Source organism: Pseudomonas sp. BN607, from assembly GCF_029871175.1.
Lineage (GTDB): Bacteria > Pseudomonadota > Gammaproteobacteria > Pseudomonadales > Pseudomonadaceae > Aquipseudomonas.
In genome coordinates, this window is the sequence record NZ_SSOE01000054.1 from 30,157 (window position 1) to 52,632 (window position 22,476).

Consider the following 22,476-nt stretch of genomic DNA (forward strand, 5'->3'; position numbering starts at 1 on the left):
GTTGGGGGCAGCGCACGCTGCTGGATGGCTTGGGGCGGTGGCTGACCTCACAGCGCATCCCGCGCCTTGCCCCGATACACCCGCAGCACATCCGCCATCACCGCCAGCGCGATCTCCGCTGGCGCCTTGCTGCCCAGGTCCAGCCCAATAGGCATGTGCAGCCGTTCTATCTGCTTGTCGGTCAGCCCGCCAATCCGCTGCAGCCGCTCGGCGCGGCGGGCTGACGTGGCCGCCGAACCCATGGCGCCTATATAGAACGCTGGGGTATTCACCGCCTCCATCAATGCCAGGTCATCGATTTTCGGATCATGCGTCAGCGCCACAATGGCGGTAGCCGCATGGCAACCACCCGCGGCAATGAACAGCGAAGGCAGCACCCGATGCATCTGTGCGCCCTCGATTTCGACGTGCGCCATCTCCTCGCGCGGGTCGCAGGCGATGACCTCGCAGCCCAGCGTGCGAGCGATGTCGGCACAGGCTTGAGCGACCGGCGACAGCCCGGCCAGCAGCAACCGCAGGGCAGGGCCAATGCCGATGTAAATTGCGTCGTGGTTCATGCGCACGCCAGCACTGTTGTCGTCATGCACACTGAATTCACCCGCCGGCATACTGACTTTGCGCATGACCCGCTGCTGCCCCAACAGTGCCCCGTGCAACGCATGCAGGTGCTTCAGCCAAGCGCCATCCGCCTGCCGCCGCTCCACCAATACCACCAGTACACCACCGCAAGGCAAGCGCAAGCGCTGGCTCTGTTCCTGGCCGTCTCCGTAACGCACCACCTGCGCCGGTTGGCTGAACGCACCGTGTGCCAGGCTGGCGAGGAACTCCTCTTCCACGCAACCGCCGGATAATGACCCAACCCAATCCTGCGCGCTGCGGCAAGCCAGCATAGCCCCAGGCGAACGGGGTGCCGAGCCGTAGGTGGACAGCACCGTGCACAGCCACACCGTATCCCCGGCCCGGGCCCATTGCAGTGCCTTGTCGATCACCTGTAGGTCGAGATGCTGCATGTTCCGCTCCCTCGCGATTATCGTGTCAGCCCAGTCGAAAAAGCCGCGCAATGGCGCAATGTCTGTGGCAGTGTTGGCTATCTGGCCAGCCCCACAGGGACCGACATGCAAACTCGCAAAACCGGTGTTCGCGCCCAGCAGGCCGACCGCACCCGGGACAATATTCTCAAGGCCGCAGTGAAGGTCTTCAGCAAGGAAGGCTTCACTGGCGGGCGCATCGAGCAGATCTCCACGCTGGCCAAGTCCAACGACCGGATGATCTATTACTACTTCGGCAGCAAGGAAAAGCTCTTCATCAGTGTGCTGGAACACATCTACGCCAGCTTCAACCAGGCCGAGGCCAAGCTGCGCCTCGACCTCGCCGACCCGGAACAGGCCCTGCGCGAGTTGGTGGCGTTCATCTGGGACTACTACGTGCGCCACCCCGAATTCGTCACCATCCTCGCCACCGAAAACCTTCACCAGGGCCAGCACGCGCGTAAGTCGCAAAACCTCAGGGCGCTGTCAGGCGAGGCGGTGGGCGTGTTGCGGCCGATCATTGAAGCCGGCCAGGCCAAGGGGCTGTTCCGCGATGACATCGATGTCACCCACGCCTACCTGATGATTGCCTCGCTCTGCTACTTCTATAACTCCAACCGCCATACCCTCAGCTCGTTCCTGGCCGTGGACCTGGCCGACCAGCAGGCCAAGGCTGACTGGCTGGCCTTCATCAGCGACCTTGCACTGCGTGGCCTGCGCCGCTGAACCTCAGTGGCTGCCCGGGTTGGCACCTACTTGCGCAGCCTTGGCCGCCAACCCTTGCCATGCCGGCTTGTCGGCGGCGAAGCGCTGGCGCAGGTAGGCCGCCAGGTCGGCTACCTGGCGGTCCGACAGGCTGTCCTTGAAGCCGGGCATGTAGCCCAGGTCACGGGTTGCCGGGGTTGGGATGCCATGCATGACCACCCGTAGCAGGTTGTCCGGCAACGCGCTGTGGAGGTTGCTGTTGACCGCCATCGACGGGCTGACGCCAAACAGCTTCGGCCCCAGGCCATCGCTGTGGCAGGCCATGCAGGCGCCTTTGAATACCCGCTCGCCATTGCTTATCGACACGCGCGTGTCCGCCTGAGGCGCGGCCTTGGCGACCACTGCCTGCGGCTCGCCGTCGAGTGAACTGAGGTAGTGGGCGATGGCGCGCACGTCGCTTTTTGGCAGGGTGGCCAGTTCACTGACCACCGGGCCCATGGGGCCGGCCGCTACCCCGTGCTTTTCGGAAAAGCCGGTACTCAGGTAGTTGAACAGTTCGTCTTCGCTCCACGGCGTGGATGACTTGGCCAGCCCATTCAGCGCTGGAGCTTCCCAGCCATCCACCAGGCCGCCGGCCAGGTAGCTGCTGCCGCGTTTTTCCGCGCCCATCAGGTTGCGCGGTGAGTGGCAGGCTGTGCAGTGGCCCAAGCCGTCGACAAGATAGGCGCCCCGGTTCCACTGCGCGCTGCGCTGTGGGTCGGGCTGATATTCGCCGCGTTGCAGAAACAGCGCATTCCAGCCGGCCATCAGCGGCCTCTGGTTGAACGGGAAGCGCATCTGGTTGGCAGGTGCTTCCTGGCGTACCGGGGTTTGTGACATCAGGTAGGCATACAGCGCCTGCATGTCGGCGTCGTTGATGTTGCGAAACGAGGTGTAGGGGAAAGCCGGGTACAGGTGTCGGCCATCGCGGCTGATGCCTTCGCGCATGGCCCGCTCGAACGCACCGAACGACCAGCGGCCGATGCCGGTTTCCGGGTCGGGGGTGATGTTGGTGCTGTACAGCGTGCCGAACGGCGTTTCCATCGCCAGCCCGCCTGCATTGACTTTGCCACCGCTGACCGTATGGCACACGGCGCAGTCACCGGCTGCGGCCACCTGGCGCCCGCGCTCGAGCATCGCGGCGCTCCAGCTGCCAGCGGCTGGCGGGGTTACCGGGGCAATTTCGGCGCGCCAGGGCAAGGCGGTGGCGAGCACGCCCAATGCAGCACCGAATACCCCGGCCAGCGAGCCGAACCACCACTTCGAACGCTTGGCTGTCGGCGGTGCTGGCGCGGGTGCATCAGGGTCCTGACCTTCGCCATCGAGGGCGGCACGCACCCGCTCTGCCGTGATCGGCAGCTCGCGAAAGCGAATGCCGGTAGCATCGAAAATGGCATTGGCGATGGCCGCCGCGCTGGGTACCGAGGCCGACTCGCCACTGCCCATTGGCGGCTCGTGCTGGCGGGGCAGCATCATCACGTCGATGGCGGGCAACTCGGGGAAGGTCAGGATCGGGTAGCCGCCCCATTCCTTGCTCGCCACCGTCGAGTCTTCGAAGCTGACCTGCTCCTTGAGCACCCGGCTGGTGGACTGGATGACGTTGCCGTGGATCTGGTGGCGCACGCCTTCGGGGTTGACCATCATCCCGGCATCGTGGCCGATCACCACCCGGGTGACGGCGACCTCACCGGTGCGCCGGTCCACTGCGACATCGGCCACCCACGCCGCCCAGGCCGCGCCAAAGCCTGGGAACTTGCTATGGATGTAGCGGGCATAGGCAAAGCCCCTGCCGCGCAGCACGTCACCTTCGGCCTGCGCCTGCATGGGCCGGGTATGTGGCTGCCATTCGGCGCGTTCGGCGGTGGCCTTGACCAGGTCGATTGCGCGTGGGTCGGACAGGTGCTTGAGGCGGTATTCGACCGGGTCGACACCCGCAGCGAAGGCCAGCTCATCGATATACGATTCGTGAGCGAAACTATTGGGCATGGCCGACACGCCGCGCATCCACGAGGCACGCACCAGCGGCGTCATGTCGTTGATGGTGACGCGCATGTGTTCGTAGTCATAAGGCGGGATCGAGGTGCGGTCGCCCATTTCGAACAAGGCCGGCACCGGCTCTACGGCACCGGTCAGCAGCAGGGCGAGGGTAGGCGCGCCGTTGGAAGGGTAGCTGGTCTGGAAGTCGTAGGCGGCCACGCTGCCGTCCGCGTTCAGGCCACCGTCGATTTCCATCAGTTGGGCAGTGCCCTTGGGCTCCCACACGTGTTCCTGCTCACGGGTCAGCTGCACCCGCACAGGGCGCTGCACCGCCCGTGACAGCAGCACCGCGTCGGCGCACACGTCATCGGCGCAGTTGCGGCCATAGCAGCCGGCGGCTTCCATGCGAATGATCTCGATGCGTTCTTCGCCGCATTCCAGCAACCAGGCCAGGTCGGCGCGCAGCAGGTGCGGGTTCTGCGTGCCGGACCACACACGGATCTGCCCTGGGGTGAAGTCGGCCAATGCGCACGACGGGCCGATCGATGCGTGCAACTGGTAAGGCCACAGGTAGCTGCGGCTCAGGCGCTGGCTGGCATTGGCGATGCCAGCGTCCACATCGCCCTGGTCCAGCACGGTGCGTTGTACCCGCGGGTTGTCGCGGATGGCCTGGGCGACATCGCTGAGGTCGGGCAGCTTGCCTGTAAAGGGCTTCCAGCTGATTTTCAGGTCATGGGCCGCACGGATTGCTTGCTCTTCGCGCTCGGCCACCACGCCGACGAAGTCGCGTATCACCACCACCGCCACCACGCCGGGCACATGGGCGATGGAGCTCTCATCCACCGCCAGCAGGCTGTTGCCGACAAAGTCGCCGCTGTCGTGGCCGGCGTAGGGCGGGCGTATCACCCGGCCATGCAGCATGCCGGGCAAGCGCATGTCGTGCACGTAGGTCAGCTCGCCGGTGGCCTTGCCAGGGATATCTACCCGCGCGGCACTACGCCCGACCAGGCGGTAGTCCTCGACAGCTTTCAGTGGGGCATCGTCGGCGATGCGCAGTTGCTGGTTATCACCTTGGACCAGTTCGGCGAAGCTCAGGGTGCTGCCGTTGCCGGCGACCACAGTGCCTTCTTCAATGCGCAGATCTTGGGCCTCGCAGCCAAGCCGTTGTGCAGCCCGTTGCAAAAGGTGGCGCCGCGCGGTGGCCGCAGCCTTGCGCAAGGGTACGGCGGAAATCTGCAGGGTGGCGCTGGCAATGGTCGCGCCCTGGTTGGGTGCCCGCTCGGTGTCGCCCAGTACCATGTGCACCTGGTCCATGCGCAGGTCCAGCTCTTCGGCGACGATCTGCGCCAGCGAGGTGCGGATACCGGTACCCAGGTCGACGTGGCCGTTGAAGGCGTAGACCATGCCGTCGTCGCTGACCGCGATGAACAACGCCAGTTCGCGCGCCTTGACGGCAGGAGTCACCCCCTTGGCCACCGGGCCCGAGGGCGGGGTGATGTGGTCGACGATCAACAGCACGCCGGTCTTGGCCAGCAACTGGTCACGGCTGGGCACCTGTTGTGAGTGGTTCATGCTTTCCTCCGGGTGTCGGCGGCGCGGCGCACGGCGCGCAGGATTTCAACGTGGGTGCCGCAGCGGCACAGGTTGCCGGACAGTTCGTTGCGAATCTGTTCGTCGCTGGGATCGGGAATGCGGTCGAGCAGGGCCTTGGCGGTCATGATCATGCCGTTCATGCAGTAGCCGCACTGAGCCGCCTGCTCGTCGATGAACGCCTGTTGCACCGGGTGCGGCGCGGCCTTGCAGCCCAGCCCTTCGAGGGTGGTGATATCGCGGCCGGCGGCGCCGGCCAAGGGGATGACGCAGGAGCGGGCGGCCACGCCGTCGATGATCACCGTGCATGCCCCACACTCGCCCAGGCCGCAGCCGTACTTTGGGCCGTTCAGGCACAGGTCGTTGCGCAGGACAAGCAGCAGCGGGGTGTCGGGCATGGCGCTGACTTCGACCGGCTGGCCGTTGACCTGCAGGGAGATGGTTGTTTGCATTATTGGCTCATCTCTGGGGGTTGCTTGCGCTACCAAAGGACTCAAATGATTTGAGATTTTCGGTAAGTACTCACTACATGAAATGAGTTAGCAAGAAGCAGGCCAAAGATGAATTTGCAGAGCGCTGTGATGGGGGTGATGGGTATGGCGGAAGATGATTGGCGCCAGGGAAATCGAGCGCCGCCCGCGCGGCGCTCGATCTCGAAGACCTCGTATCTGTGACGGCAATCGCAGCAGTCACAACAAATTTCAGCCCGGTGTTTCGTCGCTGTCGATCATCTTGCGCAGCAGGTAAAGGATGGCCACGCGCTCACCGGCATTCAGGCTGCCCATGCTCAGTTCGCTGATCTGCCGGGCGCAGGGGATCATGGCGTCAAGTAATGCCGCGCCGCTGTCAGTGAGTTCGACGATGACCTTGCGCCGGTCGCCCGGGTCTGGCGACAGCTTTACGAGTTCGCGCGCCTTCAGGCGCTCGACGATGCCGCGGATGGTTGCCTGGTCTACCGCCGTGGCCTTGATCAGCTCAGCTTGCGAGCTGGGGCCGTGGTCGCGCAGGGCGCACAGGGTAACGAACTGGATCGAGGTCAACTGCGGGTCGCAGGCCTGTTGCTGGAAGATCGCCGTGTGCCGCTGGTAGGCCTTGCGCAGCAGGTGGCCGACCTGTTCGGTGACGTCATAGGGGGTGGTGTCGAGCGGGGGGCTGCTGGGGTTGGTTTTTTTCGGCATAGGATGGCTTGGGCTGGTGGAAAGGTGCTGGCCGGCCGCCAATAGCGGAGCGCCCGGCCAGTATAACCACTATCGTGCCCGCGACTCCTCTGGTGCGACCACGTCGCCTGCCAGCACCACGGCCTTGTCATCCAGGTAGATATCGCAGTTGCGCAGCGGGATGTCCAGGTGGCATGGGGTTTTGCGCTTGCCGCCGACCTCGGTGTTGGGGCCGGTGGAGAACAGGAAGTTGCCATAGAACGCACGGGCATCCATGCACATGCCGTCGTTGCGATCGTGCAGGCCCATGGCGGTCCACTGCGCACGCGGCTGCAGCCCCCAGCCGATGTGGGAGATGCCGTACACCTCGGGGTCATTGAAGTACTTCATGTAGTCGCGCAGGTACTCAGCCTCGAAGCCGCCATGGATGCCGGTGATAAAGCCTTTTTCGATCTCCAGGGTAATGCGCTCGCGGCAGTAGTTCTTGAACGGCAGGATGATGTCGCCGACGTCCAGCACCAGCGTGCCTTCGGCGCTGTCTTCGTTCGGCCAGGTGAACAGGAAACCGCTTGGCCAGTGGTCCCAGCGCCCCGGCTCGTCGGCATAGCCGTACTCGGTCACGGCCGGATACTGACCGAGCGGGGCGTGGAAGTCGCTGCCGGCCTTGGACCGCACATGCATGCTACGCGCCTGTTTCAGCAGGGTTTCGGCGGCCAGCACGCGGCGTTTGTCGTCCTCGGTGGGCAGCATGCGCGCCAGCACTTCCGGTGGCTCTACCGCCAACAGGATGCGCGTGCCGGTCTTGAGGATCTGCTCCTGCTCGGGCGAGTGCAGCAGCATCATGGTGTCGACGACCAGGTCGGCCGCTTCCAGCGCCCGCTGTGCCGCCAGATTGCCGGTCAGCGCGGTGTCGCCGCAGTAGGCCGTCATGTCATTGCCCATGGCAGTGGGGTGGTTGAACGCTGGCAGCTCTACCGCATACACCTTGGCCTTCAAGCGCTGGGCGGCCTCCATGGCGGCGTTGACCGTGCGCGGGTCTGAATAGTGGCTCTTGAGCACAGCCACGCTTTGCGTTTCGTCGACGCGAGACAGCTTCAGTACGTGCTCGAACATCTGGGTCAGTTGTGCATTGCTCACCGGCATCGGGGTTCTCCTGGGTGGCGTTGACAGGGGGTGCACCATGGCGGTGCCTGGTGCTTCATCTCGGTGCAAAACAATAGTGTGTACACCATACTTTTGCAGATGAAAGCGCATCCTGCCAGCGAGCGCAAGTTATCTGTTGAAACGTTACCTATTCACACACTGCCCAGTATTTACAGTAACAATTGGCCTTGTGGCGTTCCCGCAAGCGGTTTGAAAAAATATTTTCACCACCCTCTTTTCAAATTGCATTTGTAGCGTATACGCTCTAAATCGTCAGGCGGCCGAACGGCTGGCCACACATCAGAACAAGAGGAGACACACCCATGCGGGGTAGGCAGAAAATCGCAATCGTCGGTGCAGGTCTGGGTGGGGCAGCCGCCGCCACGTTGCTGCAGCAGGCCGGCTTCGATGTCGAAGTGTACGAGCAGGCGCCGGCGTTCACCCGCCTTGGCGCGGGTATCCATATCGGCCCCAACGTGATGAAGATCTTCCGCCGCATGGGGCTTGAGCAGAAGCTGGAATTGATGGGGTCGCACCCGGACTTCTGGTTCAGCCGCGACGGCGCCAGCGGCGATTACCTGTCGCGCATCCCGCTGGGTGATTTTGCCCGCCGCGAGTATGGCGCGGCCTACATCACCATCCACCGCGGCGACCTGCATGCCCTGCAGATCGACGCGATCAAGCCGGGTACCGTGCATTTTGGCAAGCGCCTGGAAAAGATCGTCGATGAAGGCGACCAGGTACGTCTGGACTTCGCCGACGGCAGCCATACCGTGGCCGACATCGTCATTGGTGCCGACGGTATCCACTCGAAGATCCGCGAAGAGCTGCTGGGCGCCGAAGCGCCGAACTACAGCGGCTGGGTCGCGCACCGGGCACTGATCCGCGGCGTCAACCTGGCACAGCATGCCGATGTGTTCGAGCCCTGCGTCAAGTGGTGGTCTGAAGACCGCCACATGATGGTCTACTACACCACCGGCAAGCGCGACGAGTACTACTTCGTCACCGGCGTGCCACACGAGGCCTTGGACTTCCAGGGCGCCTACGTCGACAGCAGCCAGGAAGAAATGCGCGCCGCCTTCGAAGGCTACCACCCCACGGTGCAGAAGCTGATCGACGCCACCGAATCGATCACCAAGTGGCCGCTGCGCAACCGCAACCCGTTGCCGCTGTGGAGCCGTGGCCGCCTGGTCATGCTGGGTGACGCCTGCCACCCGATGAAGCCGCACATGGCCCAGGGTGCATGCATGGCCATCGAGGACGCGGCCATGCTGACCCGCTGCCTGCAAGAAACCGGGCTGTCCGACCACCGCACCGCGTTCGCGTTGTATGAAGCCAACCGCAAAGAGCGGGCCTCGCAGGTGCAGGCGGTATCCAACGCCAACACCTGGCTCTACAGCCAGGAAGATCCGGCCTGGGTCTACGGCTACGACCTGTACGGCCAGCAGCTCAAAAGCGGGGAGGCGGCATGACGACCTTCGTCGCCGGCGGCAACGTCAGCGCCAATGGCATCCGCCAGCACTACCTGCGCTATGGCGGCAAAGGCCAGGCGCTGATCCTGATACCGGGCATTACCAGCCCGGCGATCACCTGGGGCTTCGTCGCCGAGCGCCTTGGCCAGCACTTCGACACCTATGTCCTGGATGTGCGCGGGCGCGGCTTGTCTTCAAGCGGCCCGCAACTGGATTACGGCACCGATACCTGTGCTGCGGATATCCCGGCCTTTGCCGCAGCGCTGGGCCTGGATAGCTACCACCTGGTCGGGCACTCGATGGGGGCGCGCTTTGCGATTCGCGCTGCCGCCCAAGGGGCGCCCGGGCTGCAGCGGCTGGTGCTGGTCGACCCTCCAGTGTCTGGGCCGGGCCGCCGTGCCTACCCAAGCAAGCTGCCGTGGTATGTCGATTCGATCCGCCAGGCCTCAGTTGGCATGAGCGGTGACGACATGCGTGCCTTTTGCGCCACCTGGAGCGACGAGCAACTGTCGCTGCGTGCCGAATGGCTGCACACCTGCTACGAGCCGGCGGTCGTGCGCGCCTTTGAAGATTTCCACACCGTGGATATCCACCAGTACCTGCCCGCCGTGCGCCAGCCGGCGCTGCTGATGGTGGCCGGGCGTGGCGGGGTGATCGAGCCCTGCGACATCGCCGAAATTCGCGAGCTGAAGCCGGACATCCAGGTTGCCCAAGTGGACAACGCTGGCCACATGATCCCTTGGGATGACCTGGACGGCTTCTTTGCCGCCTTTGGCGACTTCCTCGACCAACCCCTAGTCTGACGGAGCACGCAACATGACCAAGCTATACCGCATCGGCCAGATCGTGCCGAGCTCGAACACCACCATGGAAACCGAGATCCCGGCGATGCTCCACGCCCGCCAGGCCATCCGCCCCGAGCGCTTCACCTTCCATTCCAGCCGCATGCGCATGAAGCAGGTGAAGAAGGAAGAGCTGGCGGCCATGGACGCCGAGTCCGACCGCTGCGCCGTGGAGCTGTCCGACGCCAAGGTCGACGTGCTGGGCTACGCCTGCCTGGTGGCAATCATGGCCATGGGCCTGGGCTATCACCGCCAATCTGAAAAGCGCCTGCGGCAGGCCACCGCCGACAACGACGCGCTAGCGCCGGTGATCACCAGTGCCGGGGCGCTGGTCGAGGCCTTGCATGTAATGAAGGCCAAGCGCATTGCCATCGTCGCGCCGTACATGAAGCCGCTGACCGAGTTGGTGGTGAACTACATCCGCGAGGAAGGCTTCGAGGTGCAGGACTGGCGCGCGCTGGAAATCCCTGACAACCTCGCCGTTGCCCGCCACGACCCGGCCAACCTGCCAGGCATCGTCGCCGGCATGGACCTTGAAGGCGTCGATGTGGTGGTGCTCTCGGCCTGTGTGCAAATGCAGTCGCTGCCGGCAGTGGCCAAGGTCGAGGCGCAAACCGGCAAACCCGTGGTCACCGCGGCGATCGCCACCACCTACGCCATGCTCAAGGCGCTGGACCTGGAGCCGGTCGTACCCGGCGCCGGTGCCCTGCTGTCAGGCGCTTACTGAACCGGGAGGCGGACATGAGCGACGCACAGAGCGCCCGTGACAATTACCAAGGGGTGTGGGGCCAGCGCATCGGCTTTGGTCGCAAGCCGGCCCTGTTGATGATCGATTTCATGCAGGGCTATACCACCCCCGGCGCACCGCTCTACGCCCCGGGAGTGGTCACGGCGGTGGAGCAGGCCGCCGGCCTGCTGGCGCTGGCCCGCGATTGCGGCACATTGGTGGTGCACACCAATATCCGCTACCAGCCGCCGCATTTCGTCGATGGCGGTGTGTGGGTGCGCAAGGCGCCAGTAATGAAGGATATGGTCGAAGGCAACCCGCTGGCGGCGTTCTGCGAGGCCGTCGCACCCCAGCCGGGGGAAGTGGTGCTGAGCAAGCAGTACGCCAGTGCCTTCTTCGCTACCAGCCTGGCCCCGCTGCTGCATGCCCAAGGGGTGGACACCGTGGTGCTGGCCGGCTGCTCCACCAGCGGCTGTATCCGCGCCAGTGCGGTGGATGCCATGCAGCATGGTTTCCGAACCATCGTGGTGCGTGAGTGCGTCGGTGACCGTCATAACGACCCGCACGAAGCCAACTTGTTCGACATCGACAGCAAGTATGGCGATGTCGTCACCCGGCAGGACGCCATGCAACACCTTAGGCAACTGGCCGGCTGAACGCCGGGCAGCGCCTTACCCAATAACAATCAAGGAACGGTGCCGGAAGCCCGTTCATGACCGCCTGCTGTCCGGGCGGTCGCCCCGCAGGAGCACTCGGGGTCTTTCAGGCGTTACCCAGGTACGCCGCGTATAGTGCGCGGCGTGCCCGGCGCGTCGAAAACTGCTGGCCTTAAAACAACCACAAAGTCGCCCGCCAGGAGACAGGAAATGCCAATTGCGAACGCAACCACGGTCCACAGTGACACTGACCATGGCACGAAAGCGCTGTACAGCAGGATCACCTGGAGGCTCATCCCCTTCCTGTGCTTCTGCTACCTCGCAGCTTATCTGGACCGCATCAATGTCGGCTTCGCCAAGCTGCAGATGCTTGAAGACCTGCAGTTCAGCACCGCCGCCTATGGTCTGGGTGCCGGGCTGTTCTTTGTCGGCTATATCATTTTCGAGGTGCCAAGCAACCTGATCCTGCAGCGCGTCGGCGCCAAGCTGTGGATCGCCCGCATCATGATTACCTGGGGCCTGCTGTCGGCCTGCACCATGTTCGTCAGCACCACTACGCAGTTCTACATCCTGCGTTTTCTGCTTGGCGCGGCCGAGGCCGGCTTCCTGCCGGGCGTGCTGTTCTACCTGACCATGTGGTACCCCACCTATCGGCGCGGGCGCATCATTGCCCTGTTCATGATCGGGTTGCCTTTGTCGAGCGTGATCGGCGGGCCCATTTCTGGCTGGATCATGGGGCATTTCGACCAGGTGCACGGTTTGCACGGCTGGCAGTGGCTGTTCTTGCTGGAGGCGATCCCCAGCGTGCTGCTCGGCATCCTCACGTTCTGGGCATTGCCCAATCACTACCAGCAGGCCAAGTGGCTTTCAGCTGCGGACAAGGCCCAACTGGCGGCAGACCTGGCCGCCGACGATGCCGAGGGCAAGGACAGCAAGCACAGCTTCCGTGACGGCTTCTTCAACCTGAAGGTGTGGATGCTCGGTGGCATCGATTTCTCGATCCTGCTCAGCGCCTATGCCATGGGTTTCTGGATGCCGACCTTCATTCGTGATGCGGGCGTCAGCGACACCTTCCACATCGGCTTGCTCACGGCCATCCCGAGCCTGGCTGCGCTGGCCGGCATGCTGATGATCGGCGCCAGCTCCGACCGTCACCGCGAGCGCCGCTGGCACATCATCGTGCCGTTCATCATTGGTGCAATTGCCATGGCCAGCAGCACCTTGTTCAGTCAGAACCTGGTGATGACCGTACTGCTGTTCGCCATCGCCTCGGCGGCGATCATCGGCGCAGTGCCGGTGTTCTTCAGCCTGCCGGCGACCTTCCTCAAAGGCACCGCGGCGGCCACCGGATTCGCCCTGGCTTGCTCGGTGGCCAACATCGCCGGCCTGGTCAGCAACTCGCTGATGGGCATGGTGACTGACCTGACGGGGACTTCCCATGCGGCGCTGTGGGTGTTCGCCGGCTGCCTGATTCTCAGCTGCTTCCTGGTCATCGCCCTGCCGGCGAAGCTGGTCAACCGCTAGCGGCCCAGCGCTTCACGCAACGGCAGGGCAGGCGGGCCGGGTGCCCGCCTGCCGACCCTTTCCCTAAGCAACCCGCACGTCGGTGGCCGCACAAGGCTACCGCGCCGGGTCGCTGTTGCCCGAAATCCAGGAGTAGCCCCATGCAAGGTTTCACAGCACCACGTTTTTCTTCGTCTGCGCGCCTGGCTGGTGGCTGTATTGCCGCCGCGCTCTGCACCGAGGCCTCGGCTGAAGAGGCCGGGTTCATCGAAGGTGCCCGCGCCACGCTGCAGGCACGCAATTACTTTTTTAGCCGTGACTATGCCGACATCAAGGGCGCGAGTAGCCAGTCGCGTACCCAGGAATGGGCGCAGGGTTTTATCCTCAATGCCAGCTCGGGGTATACCCAGGGCACCGTAGGCGTTGGCGTAGATGTGACCGGCCTGCTGGGCTTCAAGCTCGACAGCAGCCCGGAGCATGCCAAGTCGGGCTTGCTGCCCAGCCTGGACAGCGGTAAGTCGGCTGACGAGTACAGCCGCCTGGGCGCGGCAATCAAGTTCAAGGTGTCGCAGACCGAGCTGAAGGTGGGCGAGTTGATGCCCAACCTGCCGGTGCTGTTGTTCAGCGACCTGCGCCTGCTGCCACCGACCTATCAGGGGGCGATGCTGGAGTCGCGCGAGTTTGCCGGGCTGACCCTGAATGCCGGCCAGTTCCGCTCCACCAGCCTGCGCGACTCGTCCAACAGCCAGAAGATGTACGCGCTGGTGAACGACCCGATCAACCCGGCGCGACTGGCGCGGTTTACCAGTGACCGCTTCAACTATGTGGGCGCCGATTATGCCTTCAACGACAACCGCACCAGCGTAGGCGTTTGGCAGGCGCAGCTGGAAGATATCTACCAGCAGCGCTTCTACAGCTTGAAGCATGCCGAGCCGTTGGGTGACTGGACGCTTGGGGTGAATGCTGGTTATTTCGATGCCCGCGAGGACGGTCGCAAGATTGCCGGTGACTACGACAACCATGCCCTGTTCAGCCTGTTCTCGGCCAAGACCGGTGGGCATACCTTTTACGTGGGCTACCAGCAGATTGGCGGTGACGATGGCTTTATCCAGGTGGGCGCGAACACCAACCCGATGGGCAATACGTTGCCGACTTATGAGTTCTCGGCGCCGGGCGAGCGGTCGTGGCAGGTGCGCCATGACTTCAACTTCGTCGCGCTGGGCATTCCGGGCCTGACCTCGACCCTGCGCTATGTGAACGGGCGGGACGTAGACACCGGGCTGGGTTTTGAAGGGCGTGACCGCGAGCGGGATCTGGACCTGGCCTACGTGGTGCAGAGCGGACCGCTGGCGGGTTTGGGTGTACGCATCCGCAACGTGATGGCGCGCTCCAATTACCGCAGCGATATCGATGAAAACCGGTTGATTGTGAGTTATACGGTCAAGTTGTTTTGAAGGTACAGGGTAGTTGCAGTGATGCACGCATTGCTGGGGCCGCTTTGCGGCCCTTTCGCGACACCAGGCCGCGCCCGCAGGAATCGCGCAAGTCTTCAAGCGCCCATCAGGCCTCACTGCAAGGTCACAGGCTTCATGTCGCCCGGCAATTGCCGAATCGCCGCTTCCAGCTGTGCAATTAGCCCTGCAAGCTGATCCGCCTCCTTATCCTTGCCCGCATTTCTCAGGCGGTCCCGCTCAATGCGCAGGTTGAGCAGATTCTTCTGCAGTTTCAGGGCCGAGCTATTGAACGGGTCCATGTGGTTCTCACGCTGTGGGCGTCCGTGCCGTTGTAGGAAAAATGGACCGTAGCATCTCGATTTTGCTCAAGAAACTGATGTTTCATACAGGCAAATCCTGTCGTTGTCCGTTTTCCTACATCGCGTGGTAAAACGTCCTACATCCGGCGTTTCAAATCATGTCCTCGAAACCCGCCCGACTGCCCGGCTCTGCGGGGCGCCATCATTTTTCGATAGGTACGCCCTGCGGCACAGGGCCCCTTTCGCATTCTGAAACGTTATGTAGCACTTACCGTCCTGCTTTTGCCGCGAGGGTGCGTGCAACTTGTTCGACGCGGTGAAGGTCTTAAGGCCAGCCATGCAGCAGGATCACCCAAAACGCGCGGCAGCGGCGGTGTGTTCTGTGGCTGCTACCATCGAAGTTTTCGGCCAGGGAGAGGCCCATGCATTACGTCGTGATCGAAACTCACCGCAGTGAATACCCGCGGCCAATCCGCTTCGCCAAGGGCACGTTGCTGGATATCGGCCCCCGCTACGAGGGCGAGCCCGGCTGGCAGGACTGGTACCTGTGCAGCTGCACCGGGCAGGAGCCCGGCTGGGTGCCGGCGCAGCTTATCGAACGGCTCAGCGTGGGCCAGGGGAGGGCACTGGACCATTATTGCGCGCACGAGCTGGATGCCGAACCGGGCCAGCTGGTGCAGCTGGTTCGCCCGCTCAATGGCTGGGTCTGGTGTCGGCGCCATGGCAATGGTGAACTCGGCTGGCTACCGGCAGAAAAACTTCAGCGACTGACCTGAGCTGCACCTGCCGGCTCAACAGCGTGCGCAGGAAGCTGCGCGTGCGTTGTGGCAACGTGCATTTGCCCCCCCGGCCAAAAACCATGAGGACCATCTGATCCGCTTTTTTTCCGCAAACCTGAATCTGTAACCGTATCAGCCCAAGCTCGACAATGTGCTCATTCCCGCATCACAACTGTAGAGGTTCCAATGGGCAAGCTGGCGCTGTTCCTCGGTGGTTTTCTGCTGCTGACCATTCTGATCGGTCTGCTTGGCACGATTCCGCCGAGCTGAATTCAAACTGCGGTTTACCTGCGCGGCCCGTCTAGTTCAAGAGGCGGGCCCAACACCTGACCAAATGGCCAGTATTCCCCTGCTTTGCACTGCTGGACAAGCGGTAGGTGCAAGTCATTCTCAAGTGTAAAAGCCTCGTGTAGTCTCCCGCCGCCGTTCATTCGGTCAGTGTTTTTGTCTTGGAGTCGACACATTAATGGAATGCAAGAAAGGCACTTCAGCCATGCTGGAGTGGCGTAGCCGTTTTCTCGCTGAAGGGGCGCTTGATGAGCAGGGTTATGACCAGGCACTGCGCAATGCCGAGGCGCTTGAGCAAGCCGGAGTCATCAGTACGGCCGAGTGGATCGAGCTGGTCAAACTGGCCAATTCGGCCTTGTTGGTTGTGCGATAAGTCATTCTTTGCGCTGGGAAATCTGTCCACAAAAAACGTGGGTAGGTCTGTGGATAAAGTGCTGTAAGCCAAGCCCCCGGCGGCCTCTGTTAAATTGAGCAGAAATTGAACAGTGGTTTCGAGGGCTGATTCAACGGGCCATGCCGGCACGGCGCAGGGCCGCCAGCAGGTCGCGAAACCGTGCCGGCAGTTCGCCGGCAGGGAATACGGCGTGCATCTGTGGGTCCTGACCGCTGCTGGAAGTCAGGCGGTACTGCGGGCACACGCGGACCAGGCGCCCGGCCGCCACTTGTGCTTCGCCAACCCAGGCGGCCAGGCGGGCGATGCCGGCCCCGGCCAAGGCAGCATGGTACACCGCGTCGCCCGAACCCAGACGCAGTCTGGGCCGCGGGCGCAGGCTGGTGATCTGCCCGTCGCGGCAGAAGTGCCAGGCCTTGAGGATGCGTGGCGCGGTGTGCAGGATCAGCGTGTGCCCCTCCAGCTCTTCCGGATGTTGCGGCGTACCGGCCAAGGCCAAGTACGTCGGGCTGGCATACAGGTGGCGCTGATAGGGCCATAGTGGGTAGCCGATCAGTTCGCTCGATTGCGGGAAGGCGCCGCGTACCACGAAATCGAATTTGTCCTGCAGCGGGTCAAGCGCCTCATCGCTGTACTGCACGTCCAGGGTCACCTGGGGGTGGCACCGGGAAAACTCGGCAAGGACCTGCGGCAGCACATGTTCACCGAGTAGCTGCGGTACGGCAAAGCGGACCCAGCCTTGGGCGCTGCCACTGAGCGCGGCCAGTTCGTCGGCAGCGTCGCGTTGCACATCCAGCAAGCGTTCGGCGTGGGGCAGCAGGCGCTCACCCGCTTCTGTCAGCGTGACGGCATTGGCGTTGCGGTTGAGCAGCTTGCTCCCGGCATTGTCCTCCAGCGTTTGGACTGCACGGGTCACGGCGCTGGGCGAGCGCCCCAGTGCACGGGCGGCGGCAACGAAGCTGCGCTTGTGCGCCACGCTGACGAACGCCTGAATTTCTCGCAGCATGTCCAATGCCATTGCCGGGTCCTCGTTGCAGATTTTGCAATATGGCATTTCAACACAAGTGCGCCTCTTTGATTAGCCTTGCACGTCTTAACTGCCTGGAACCGCTTCATGATGGATATTGCCGTGCTCTCTGTGTTCGCCTTCGCCGCTGGGCTGATCGATGCCGCCGTGGGTGGCGGCGGGCTGATCCAGATCCCGGCCCTGTTCAACGTGCTGCCTACCGCGCAACCGGCAGCATTGCTGGGCACCAACAAGCTGGCGTCGGTGTGTGGCACGGCCTTCGCAGCGCGTTCGTTCATTCGCAAGGTGACACTGGATTGGGGCCTGATCGTACCGGCGGCAGTCAGCGCCTTTGTCATGTCGTTCGTCGGTGCCGCCACGGTGTCGCTGGTGCCGCCCAGCGTGATGCGTCCGGCTGTTCTGGTGCTGATCGTGCTGATGGCCATCTACACCTTCTGCAAGAAGGATTTTGGCACTCTGCACAAACCGGCGCAGATCGGCCGCAAGGAACAATGCCTGGCGGTGCTGATCGGTGGGGCCATTGGCTTCTACGATGGCTTGTTCGGCCCGGGTACCGGCAGTTTCCTGATCTTCCTGTTCATCCGCTTCTTCGCCTTGGACTTCTTGCACGCCTCGGCCTCAGCCAAAGTGGTGAACATTGCTACCAACCTGGCGGCGCTGGTGTTCTTCGTGCCGTCGGGCAACGTGCTGTATGCCATCGCCCTGCCCATGGCGGTGTGCAACATCCTGGGGGCGCTGACCGGCACCTGGCTGGCGGTACGCAAGGGCGCCGGTTTTGTCCGCGGGTTGTTCCTGGTGCTGTTGTGTGTGCTGATCGCCAAGCTGTCGTGGGACTTGCTGGCCGGCTAGTTCAGCTCACCTGGCGCTGTGCTTCGGTCTGCTCGACACGGTTGCGGCCATGGGCCTTGGCTCGGTACAGCGCGTGGTCGGCACTTGCCAGCAGTTCGTCCAGGCTGGGGGCCGGCACGTCAGCGTCGCAGCCAGTCACACCAATACTCACGGTAATTTGCAGGCGCTGGCCCCCCTGCAGCACGTGCAGGTCCTGCACGGCGCGGCGCAGGCGCTCGGCAGTGAACTTGGCCCGCTCCGGCGCAAGGCCGGGGACAACAACAACGAACTCCTCGCCCCCCAGGCGGGCGAACAGCTCATCGTTGTGCAACTGGTCTTGCAGGGTGCCGGCGAATTGGCGCAGCACCTGGTCGCCGACCGCGTGGCCGTGGGCATCGTTGATCGACTTGAAGTGGTCGATGTCCAGCATCATCAAGGTCAGCGGGAGCGCCTGGGCGTGCTGCTGGCGGCTGTCCAGCAGTGCGTTGGCGCGGCGGGTGAAGGCGCTACGGGTGAGCACGCCGGTGAGGTGGTCGATGGTGGCCTGGTGCGCCAGACGGGCCATCAGGCTGCGGTTGGCCTGGCTGACGCAGGCCACCACCAGCGGCCCGAGTACCAGCATGGCAATGCCCAGGCGTGCGGACATCAGCGTTGTGACCCCGGGCTCGCTTTGCGGCACGCTGAAGTGCATCAGGTTCTGCGCCACCGCCACGATCAAGGTGCTGCCGGCGGTGAGGGTCAGCAATGAAACCAGGAATGGCGAGTAGGTCCAGGCGCACCAGAGCAAGGCGGCAATCGGGAAGGCAATCGCCCCTGGGCCCCCGAACGCGATGCTGAACGCCAGCGAGGCCATTAACACCAGCAGCGGCGCCAGGCGGATGGCCTGCGCACCGCCGCGCACCATGGCGCGTGCCGAGGGCGCGGTAAGCAGCACCGGCAGCACCAGCACGCCGGTCGAGAATTGCTCGCTGAACCATGCCAGCCACGTGGCGCGCAACGATTGCTCGAACCACGGCGCGGCCATGACCGCGGCCATGCTGGCCGCCACCATGGCGCCGGCGGCGCAGGCGGCGAACACGCTGAGCACGCCGTGCGGGGTGCGCATGCGCCGATGCAGGCGCGGCAAGCGCGAAAGCAGTTGCCAAAGCGTGACCACCACGCCCAGGTTGCACAGGTTGAACCACAGCGCTGGGGCCCAGGCGCTCCCACACAGCAGGTCGGCGCCGACCATTGCCAGCCACACCAGGCTGAACCCGGCAGGCGTGGCCTGGCGGGGGTAGCGCAGCAGCAGGCCAGCCAGTACCGCATTCACCGGCCAGAACAGCGACAGCGATTCGATCGGGCGGGCCAGGATGCCGCCCAGGGTGAGGCCAAAGGTCAGGCACAGCAGAATGACATAAGGCAACAAGCGCGATTGGGCTGGATGAACCATGAGCGCGACCGGCAAGCGGAAACGAAATCCAGGACAACGTCTTGAAGCACCTGGGGCAATGAGTAGCAGTGTGTTTCGTCAAGGTACTTGATGTCAATCTGCCGCGATCGGTCGAGATAATGCCAGGTTGCCTGCGATTGTCATTGCAAGCCAAAGAACCACGGCACCATGACCACAGTGACCAGCATCACCAGCACGGTGAAGGGCACGCCGATCTTGACGAAGTCGGCGAAGCGGTATTGCCCCGGCCCCAGCACCAGCGTGTTGACCGGCGATGACACCGGCGTCATGAACGCTGCTGATGCGGCCAGCGCTACGGTCATGGCGAACGGGTAGGGCGACATGCCCAGCTGCGCCGCCGTGCTGACGGCTACTGGCGCCATCAGCACGGCAGTGGCGGTGTTGGAGATGAACAAGCCAATCACCGCCGTGACGGCGAACAGGCAGGCAAGGATGGCACTGGGGCCGGCGCCGCCCAGCACGCCGACCAGCCCGCCTACCGCCAGGTCGATACCGCCGGTTTTCTGCAGCGCCTGGGCAAATGGCAACATGCCGACGATCAGCACCAGGCTTTGCCAGTGGATGGCCCGGTAGGCGCTGTTCATGTCGATGCAACGGCCGGCACCCATCAACAGGCAGCCAATCAGCGCGGCGATGACATTGGGCACCGCGCCGCTGACCATCAGCCCGACCATCACCGCCAGGCTCAGCAATGCCTGTGGCGCACGGGTGCGGGCAGGCGCCACCTGGTCGATCTCTGCGGGTAGGCTCAGTACCAGGAAATCCTTGGGTTTGCTTTGCAACAGGCGCACGGCCTTCCAGGGGCCGACCACCAGCAGGGTGTCGCCCAGGCGCAGCTTTTCTTCCACCAGTTGTTCTTCGATAGCCGCCTGCTCGCGGCGCAGGCCGACCACGTTGAGGTCGTAGCGGGTACGGAAGGCAAGTTCCAGAATGGTCTTGCCGATCAGTTGTGAACCTGGTGGCAGTGACACCTCGGCCATGCCCAGGTCCTGGGACTGGTCGATGAAATAGGCCGCCTTGAAATGCAGCGGTTCCAGCTGCATGGTCTGGCACAGGCTGCGCAGGTCGTCACGGTTGGCGAACAGGTCGAGCAGCAGCACGTCGCCCTGTTGCAGCACGGTGCTGGACCCGGCGGAGATCACCCGGGTGGTGAACTTGTGCTGGCGCTCGATGCCGATCACGTTGGCGCCGTGCCGGGTGCGCAGCTCCAGTTCGCCGAGGGTGTGGCCGATCAGTGGCGAGTTTGGGCGGATGCGGAGGCGCCGCTCACGGCCGTTGAGCTTGTAGTCAAGTACCAGGTCCAGCAGCGTGCGTCGGCTTTCCACGCGGCCATCCTTGCGCACTTCACCATTGAGCCACTTGCGAGTCAGCAGCATGTAGCCGATGCCCATCACCAGCACCACCAGGCCGAACGGGGTGAAGCTGAAGAAGCTGAAGCCCGCGTGGCCATGGCGTACCAGCTCGCTGTGCACCACAACGTTGGGTGGTGTGGCCACCAGGCTGAGCATGCCGCTGATCAGGCCGGCGAAGGCCAGTGGCATCATCAGGCGGCTGGGGGAGAGTTGCAGGCGTGCGGCGATGCTCAACACCACGGGTATGAAGATGGCGACCACGCCGGTTGAGCTCATGATCGAGCCTAGCCCGGCCACGGCCACCATCAGCAGTACCAGCAGGCGGGCCTCACTGTTGCCGGCCCGCTCGCTCATCCACTCGCCGATGCGGTAGGCGATACCGGTGCGGACCAAGCCTTCGCCAATTACGAACAGGGCAGCGATCAGTACCACGTTGGGGTCGCTGAAGCCGGCCAGGGCCTGCTCCACGGTCAGTATGCCGAGCAATGGCAGGGCGAGGATCACCAACAGCGCGACCACGTCCATGCGTGGGCGGTTGATGACGAACAGGACAATGACAATGGCCAGCAGGCCGAGGACCCAGAGCAGCTCTTGGTTCATGGGGAGGGGGTGTTCCTTCACACGGAGGCACGATAGACAGTAGCAGCCAGTGTGCCAGCTTGCGGTGAAGGGGGTGTTGATGTGCTGCAGTGTTTCGGGGGCAAGACTGTCCGGCAGGAACAGACTTGTGATGCAAAGCAGCCGGTCAAGCTGAAGATTTTGTTCGCCAGTGATGGCCCTTTCGCCGCGCAAGGCCGCGCCCCCGGTGGCCGAGGTTGCGGCCTTTCAGGCCAACGGTATCAGTGACGGTGACGACGATGCTTCTTGCTACCGCGGTTGTCGTCGCCCAGGTGGTTGCCCAGTGCGCCACCGGCGGCGCCACCCAGGCCGGCACCCACGGTAGAGCCGGTTTTGCCGCCTACTGCGCCGCCCAGCAGCGAGCCGCCGGCTGAACCCAGGCCACCGCCAATGGCGGCTTCGGTGCGGTTACCCTTGCGTGCGCCGACGGCACTGCCGGCCGCGCCGCCGACCCCGGCGCCGATGGCGGCGCCAGTTCTGCCGCCGAGCTGTTGGCCAACAACGTTGCCCAGGACACCACCCAGGCCACCGCCAATGGCGGCAGTGCCGTCACCGGCGAAAGCGCCCTGGCACAGCAGCAGGCCGAGGGCAAGGGAAGGCAGAGTCAGACGCATGATACGAACCTCAAAGGAATCATCAGGATGTGTTGCCGCGCGACGGGCGGCGGGTCAGGGCTGGAAAAGACGCTTCAGCGGTAGTAACGGTCACCGCGGTATTGGCGATTGTCATCATCGTCATTGTCGCGGTCATGCCGGTGGTGGTGGCGATGGTCACGGTCGCGGTCACGCCATCCATCGTCATCGTCATGGTAGCGATGGCTATGGCAACCTGCGGTGAGCAGGACAACAGCAACCAGCGAAAGGCTTGCAAAACGCATCATCACGATATAGGTCCTTGATCCGCAAAGGTTTACCGCACACCTTCTGAGACTGGGATCGATCCATTTGGTTTCCTGGACGAGTAAAAAAATGTGCTGCCGGCGATGAGCGGCCTGGCGCTGGCGATGATCGACATCGAGCGTCTCAACGCTTGAATGGCTTCAATGGTCACCGGGGCCGGTGGATGGGGTTGCGGCGCATTGGCCTAGGGTGCGGCGTGCGGGGCCCGAGAGACAGCGCCGCCAGCCTGCTGGTCCAGCCCGATGCGGC

21 protein-coding genes are annotated in these 22,476 nt (G+C 63.7%); 10 read left to right on the forward strand and 11 right to left on the reverse strand.

All coding sequences use genetic code 11. From position 1 onward, the window contains the following. Nucleotides 1-47: 47 nt before the first annotated feature. Nucleotides 48-1,010, reverse strand: coding sequence for an XdhC family protein (locus E8E68_RS12795; protein WP_266033948.1), 963 nt, complete (start codon nucleotides 1,008-1,010; stop codon nucleotides 48-50). A gap of 105 nt (nucleotides 1,011-1,115) precedes the next feature. On the opposite strand from E8E68_RS12795, the gene E8E68_RS12800 reads away from it, so the two are divergent. Continuing rightward, entirely contained in the window at nucleotides 1,116-1,754 is a 639-nt protein-coding gene (locus E8E68_RS12800) for a TetR family transcriptional regulator (protein ID WP_110743856.1), read from the forward strand. Between the two features lie 3 nt (nucleotides 1,755-1,757). Here E8E68_RS12800 and E8E68_RS12805 read toward each other — a convergent pair whose 3' ends face one another. The 4 genes from E8E68_RS12805 to E8E68_RS12820 all read right to left on the reverse strand — a co-directional run bounded on the left by E8E68_RS12805 (nucleotide 1,758) and on the right by E8E68_RS12820 (nucleotide 7,639). Beyond that, a complete protein-coding gene (locus E8E68_RS12805; protein WP_280341940.1) occupies nucleotides 1,758-5,321 on the reverse strand; it encodes a molybdopterin cofactor-binding domain-containing protein in 3,564 nt (1,187 codons plus the stop codon). Beyond that, entirely contained in the window at nucleotides 5,318-5,791 is a 474-nt protein-coding gene (locus E8E68_RS12810) for a 2Fe-2S iron-sulfur cluster-binding protein (protein WP_280341942.1), read from the reverse strand. The genes E8E68_RS12805 and E8E68_RS12810 overlap by 4 nt, the downstream gene beginning before the upstream one ends. Nucleotides 5,792-6,040: 249 nt before the next feature. Next, nucleotides 6,041-6,517 carry a MarR family winged helix-turn-helix transcriptional regulator gene (locus tag E8E68_RS12815; RefSeq protein ID WP_266033938.1) on the reverse strand — a complete coding sequence of 159 codons (477 nt, stop codon included), beginning with the start codon at nucleotides 6,515-6,517 and terminating at the stop codon, nucleotides 6,041-6,043. A gap of 69 nt (nucleotides 6,518-6,586) precedes the next feature. Continuing rightward, a complete protein-coding gene (locus E8E68_RS12820; protein WP_003251118.1) occupies nucleotides 6,587-7,639 on the reverse strand; it encodes a 2,5-dihydroxypyridine 5,6-dioxygenase in 1,053 nt (350 codons plus the stop codon). A gap of 323 nt (nucleotides 7,640-7,962) precedes the next feature. Between E8E68_RS12820 and nicC the strand changes: the two genes are divergently transcribed. From nicC to E8E68_RS12850, 6 genes are all read left to right on the forward strand, one after another. Next, nucleotides 7,963-9,111 carry a 6-hydroxynicotinate 3-monooxygenase gene (gene nicC, locus E8E68_RS12825; protein ID WP_280341948.1) on the forward strand — a complete coding sequence of 383 codons (1,149 nt, stop codon included), beginning with the start codon at nucleotides 7,963-7,965 and terminating at the stop codon, nucleotides 9,109-9,111. Continuing rightward, nucleotides 9,108-9,914, forward strand: a complete 807-nt coding sequence (nicD, locus tag E8E68_RS12830) for an N-formylmaleamate deformylase (protein ID WP_280341952.1) — start codon at nucleotides 9,108-9,110, stop codon at nucleotides 9,912-9,914. The genes nicC and nicD overlap by 4 nt, the downstream gene beginning before the upstream one ends. Before the next feature lie 13 nt (nucleotides 9,915-9,927). Next, nucleotides 9,928-10,680 (forward strand): Asp/Glu racemase, encoded by a 753-nt coding sequence (locus E8E68_RS12835; RefSeq protein ID WP_266033928.1) that lies wholly within the window; start codon nucleotides 9,928-9,930, stop codon nucleotides 10,678-10,680. Between the two features lie 14 nt (nucleotides 10,681-10,694). Next, nucleotides 10,695-11,336 (forward strand): N-carbamoylsarcosine amidohydrolase, encoded by a 642-nt coding sequence (locus tag E8E68_RS12840; protein WP_266033925.1) that lies wholly within the window; start codon nucleotides 10,695-10,697, stop codon nucleotides 11,334-11,336. A gap of 210 nt (nucleotides 11,337-11,546) precedes the next feature. Continuing rightward, complete coding sequence (locus E8E68_RS12845) at nucleotides 11,547-12,860, forward strand: MFS transporter (protein ID WP_110743864.1); 1,314 nt, start codon at nucleotides 11,547-11,549, stop codon at nucleotides 12,858-12,860. Between the two features lie 140 nt (nucleotides 12,861-13,000). Further along, entirely contained in the window at nucleotides 13,001-14,293 is a 1,293-nt protein-coding gene (locus E8E68_RS12850; RefSeq protein ID WP_266033922.1) for an OprD family porin, read from the forward strand. A gap of 113 nt (nucleotides 14,294-14,406) precedes the next feature. On the opposite strand, the gene E8E68_RS12855 is transcribed toward E8E68_RS12850, so the two are convergent. Next, nucleotides 14,407-14,592, reverse strand: coding sequence for a hypothetical protein (locus E8E68_RS12855; protein ID WP_280341958.1), 186 nt, complete (start codon nucleotides 14,590-14,592; stop codon nucleotides 14,407-14,409). 422 nt (nucleotides 14,593-15,014) lie between these two features. On the opposite strand from E8E68_RS12855, the gene E8E68_RS12860 reads away from it, so the two are divergent. Both E8E68_RS12860 and E8E68_RS12865 read left to right on the forward strand, forming a co-directional pair. Then, a complete protein-coding gene (locus E8E68_RS12860) occupies nucleotides 15,015-15,368 on the forward strand; it encodes an SH3 domain-containing protein (RefSeq protein ID WP_110743867.1) in 354 nt (117 codons plus the stop codon). A 469-nt stretch (nucleotides 15,369-15,837) separates the two neighbouring features. Further along, the gene (locus E8E68_RS12865) at nucleotides 15,838-16,032 is read left to right on the forward strand and encodes a hypothetical protein (RefSeq protein ID WP_266033916.1); all 195 of its coding nucleotides are present in this window, start codon (nucleotides 15,838-15,840) and stop codon (nucleotides 16,030-16,032) included. A gap of 130 nt (nucleotides 16,033-16,162) precedes the next feature. Here the strand turns inward: E8E68_RS12865 and E8E68_RS12870 are convergent, their stop codons facing one another. After that, the gene (locus E8E68_RS12870) at nucleotides 16,163-17,068 is read right to left on the reverse strand and encodes a LysR family transcriptional regulator (protein WP_266033913.1); all 906 of its coding nucleotides are present in this window, start codon (nucleotides 17,066-17,068) and stop codon (nucleotides 16,163-16,165) included. Nucleotides 17,069-17,164: 96 nt separating this feature from the next. Here E8E68_RS12870 and E8E68_RS12875 point away from each other — a divergent pair, with 96 nt between their 5' ends. Then, entirely contained in the window at nucleotides 17,165-17,926 is a 762-nt protein-coding gene (locus tag E8E68_RS12875) for a TSUP family transporter (RefSeq protein WP_266033910.1), read from the forward strand. Between the two features lies 1 nt (nucleotide 17,927). Here E8E68_RS12875 and E8E68_RS12880 read toward each other — a convergent pair whose 3' ends face one another. From E8E68_RS12880 to E8E68_RS12895, 4 genes are all read right to left on the reverse strand, one after another. Next, nucleotides 17,928-19,352, reverse strand: a complete 1,425-nt coding sequence (locus tag E8E68_RS12880) for a diguanylate cyclase (protein WP_280341966.1) — start codon at nucleotides 19,350-19,352, stop codon at nucleotides 17,928-17,930. Nucleotides 19,353-19,477: 125 nt separating this feature from the next. Further along, complete coding sequence (locus E8E68_RS12885) at nucleotides 19,478-21,310, reverse strand: SLC13 family permease (RefSeq protein ID WP_280341967.1); 1,833 nt, start codon at nucleotides 21,308-21,310, stop codon at nucleotides 19,478-19,480. A 239-nt stretch (nucleotides 21,311-21,549) separates the two neighbouring features. Next, on the reverse strand, nucleotides 21,550-21,942 hold the full coding sequence (locus E8E68_RS12890; protein ID WP_110743873.1) for a glycine zipper domain-containing protein: 393 nt from the start codon (nucleotides 21,940-21,942) through the stop codon (nucleotides 21,550-21,552). Between the two features lie 74 nt (nucleotides 21,943-22,016). After that, nucleotides 22,017-22,208, reverse strand: coding sequence for a hypothetical protein (locus tag E8E68_RS12895; protein ID WP_266033899.1), 192 nt, complete (start codon nucleotides 22,206-22,208; stop codon nucleotides 22,017-22,019). Nucleotides 22,209-22,476: the final 268 nt, after the last annotated feature.

Bases quoted from the DNA above. Each gene is read 5' to 3' on its own strand.
- E8E68_RS12815 (WP_266033938.1), bottom strand. From the start codon at position 6,517: ATGCCGAAAAAAACCAACCCCAGCAGCCCCCCGCTCGACACCACCCCC.
- E8E68_RS12795 (WP_266033948.1), bottom strand. From the start codon at position 1,010: ATGCAGCATCTCGACCTACAGGTGATCGACAAGGCACTGCAATGGGCC.
- E8E68_RS12845 (WP_110743864.1), top strand. From the start codon at position 11,547: ATGCCAATTGCGAACGCAACCACGGTCCACAGTGACACTGACCATGGC.
- nicD (WP_280341952.1), top strand. From the start codon at position 9,108: ATGACGACCTTCGTCGCCGGCGGCAACGTCAGCGCCAATGGCATCCGC.
- E8E68_RS12810 (WP_280341942.1), bottom strand. From the start codon at position 5,791: ATGCAAACAACCATCTCCCTGCAGGTCAACGGCCAGCCGGTCGAAGTC.
- E8E68_RS12870 (WP_266033913.1), bottom strand. From the start codon at position 17,068: ATGGCATTGGACATGCTGCGAGAAATTCAGGCGTTCGTCAGCGTGGCG.
- E8E68_RS12875 (WP_266033910.1), top strand. From the start codon at position 17,165: ATGATGGATATTGCCGTGCTCTCTGTGTTCGCCTTCGCCGCTGGGCTG.
- E8E68_RS12865 (WP_266033916.1), top strand. From the start codon at position 15,838: ATGGAATGCAAGAAAGGCACTTCAGCCATGCTGGAGTGGCGTAGCCGT.
- E8E68_RS12890 (WP_110743873.1), bottom strand. From the start codon at position 21,942: ATGCGTCTGACTCTGCCTTCCCTTGCCCTCGGCCTGCTGCTGTGCCAG.
- E8E68_RS12840 (WP_266033925.1), top strand. From the start codon at position 10,695: ATGAGCGACGCACAGAGCGCCCGTGACAATTACCAAGGGGTGTGGGGC.
- E8E68_RS12860 (WP_110743867.1), top strand. From the start codon at position 15,015: ATGCATTACGTCGTGATCGAAACTCACCGCAGTGAATACCCGCGGCCA.
- E8E68_RS12800 (WP_110743856.1), top strand. From the start codon at position 1,116: ATGCAAACTCGCAAAACCGGTGTTCGCGCCCAGCAGGCCGACCGCACC.
- E8E68_RS12855 (WP_280341958.1), bottom strand. From the start codon at position 14,592: ATGGACCCGTTCAATAGCTCGGCCCTGAAACTGCAGAAGAATCTGCTC.
- E8E68_RS12885 (WP_280341967.1), bottom strand. From the start codon at position 21,310: ATGAACCAAGAGCTGCTCTGGGTCCTCGGCCTGCTGGCCATTGTCATT.
- E8E68_RS12820 (WP_003251118.1), bottom strand. From the start codon at position 7,639: ATGCCGGTGAGCAATGCACAACTGACCCAGATGTTCGAGCACGTACTG.
- E8E68_RS12805 (WP_280341940.1), bottom strand. From the start codon at position 5,321: ATGAACCACTCACAACAGGTGCCCAGCCGTGACCAGTTGCTGGCCAAG.
- E8E68_RS12895 (WP_266033899.1), bottom strand. From the start codon at position 22,208: ATGATGCGTTTTGCAAGCCTTTCGCTGGTTGCTGTTGTCCTGCTCACC.
- nicC (WP_280341948.1), top strand. From the start codon at position 7,963: ATGCGGGGTAGGCAGAAAATCGCAATCGTCGGTGCAGGTCTGGGTGGG.
- E8E68_RS12850 (WP_266033922.1), top strand. From the start codon at position 13,001: ATGCAAGGTTTCACAGCACCACGTTTTTCTTCGTCTGCGCGCCTGGCT.
- E8E68_RS12835 (WP_266033928.1), top strand. From the start codon at position 9,928: ATGACCAAGCTATACCGCATCGGCCAGATCGTGCCGAGCTCGAACACC.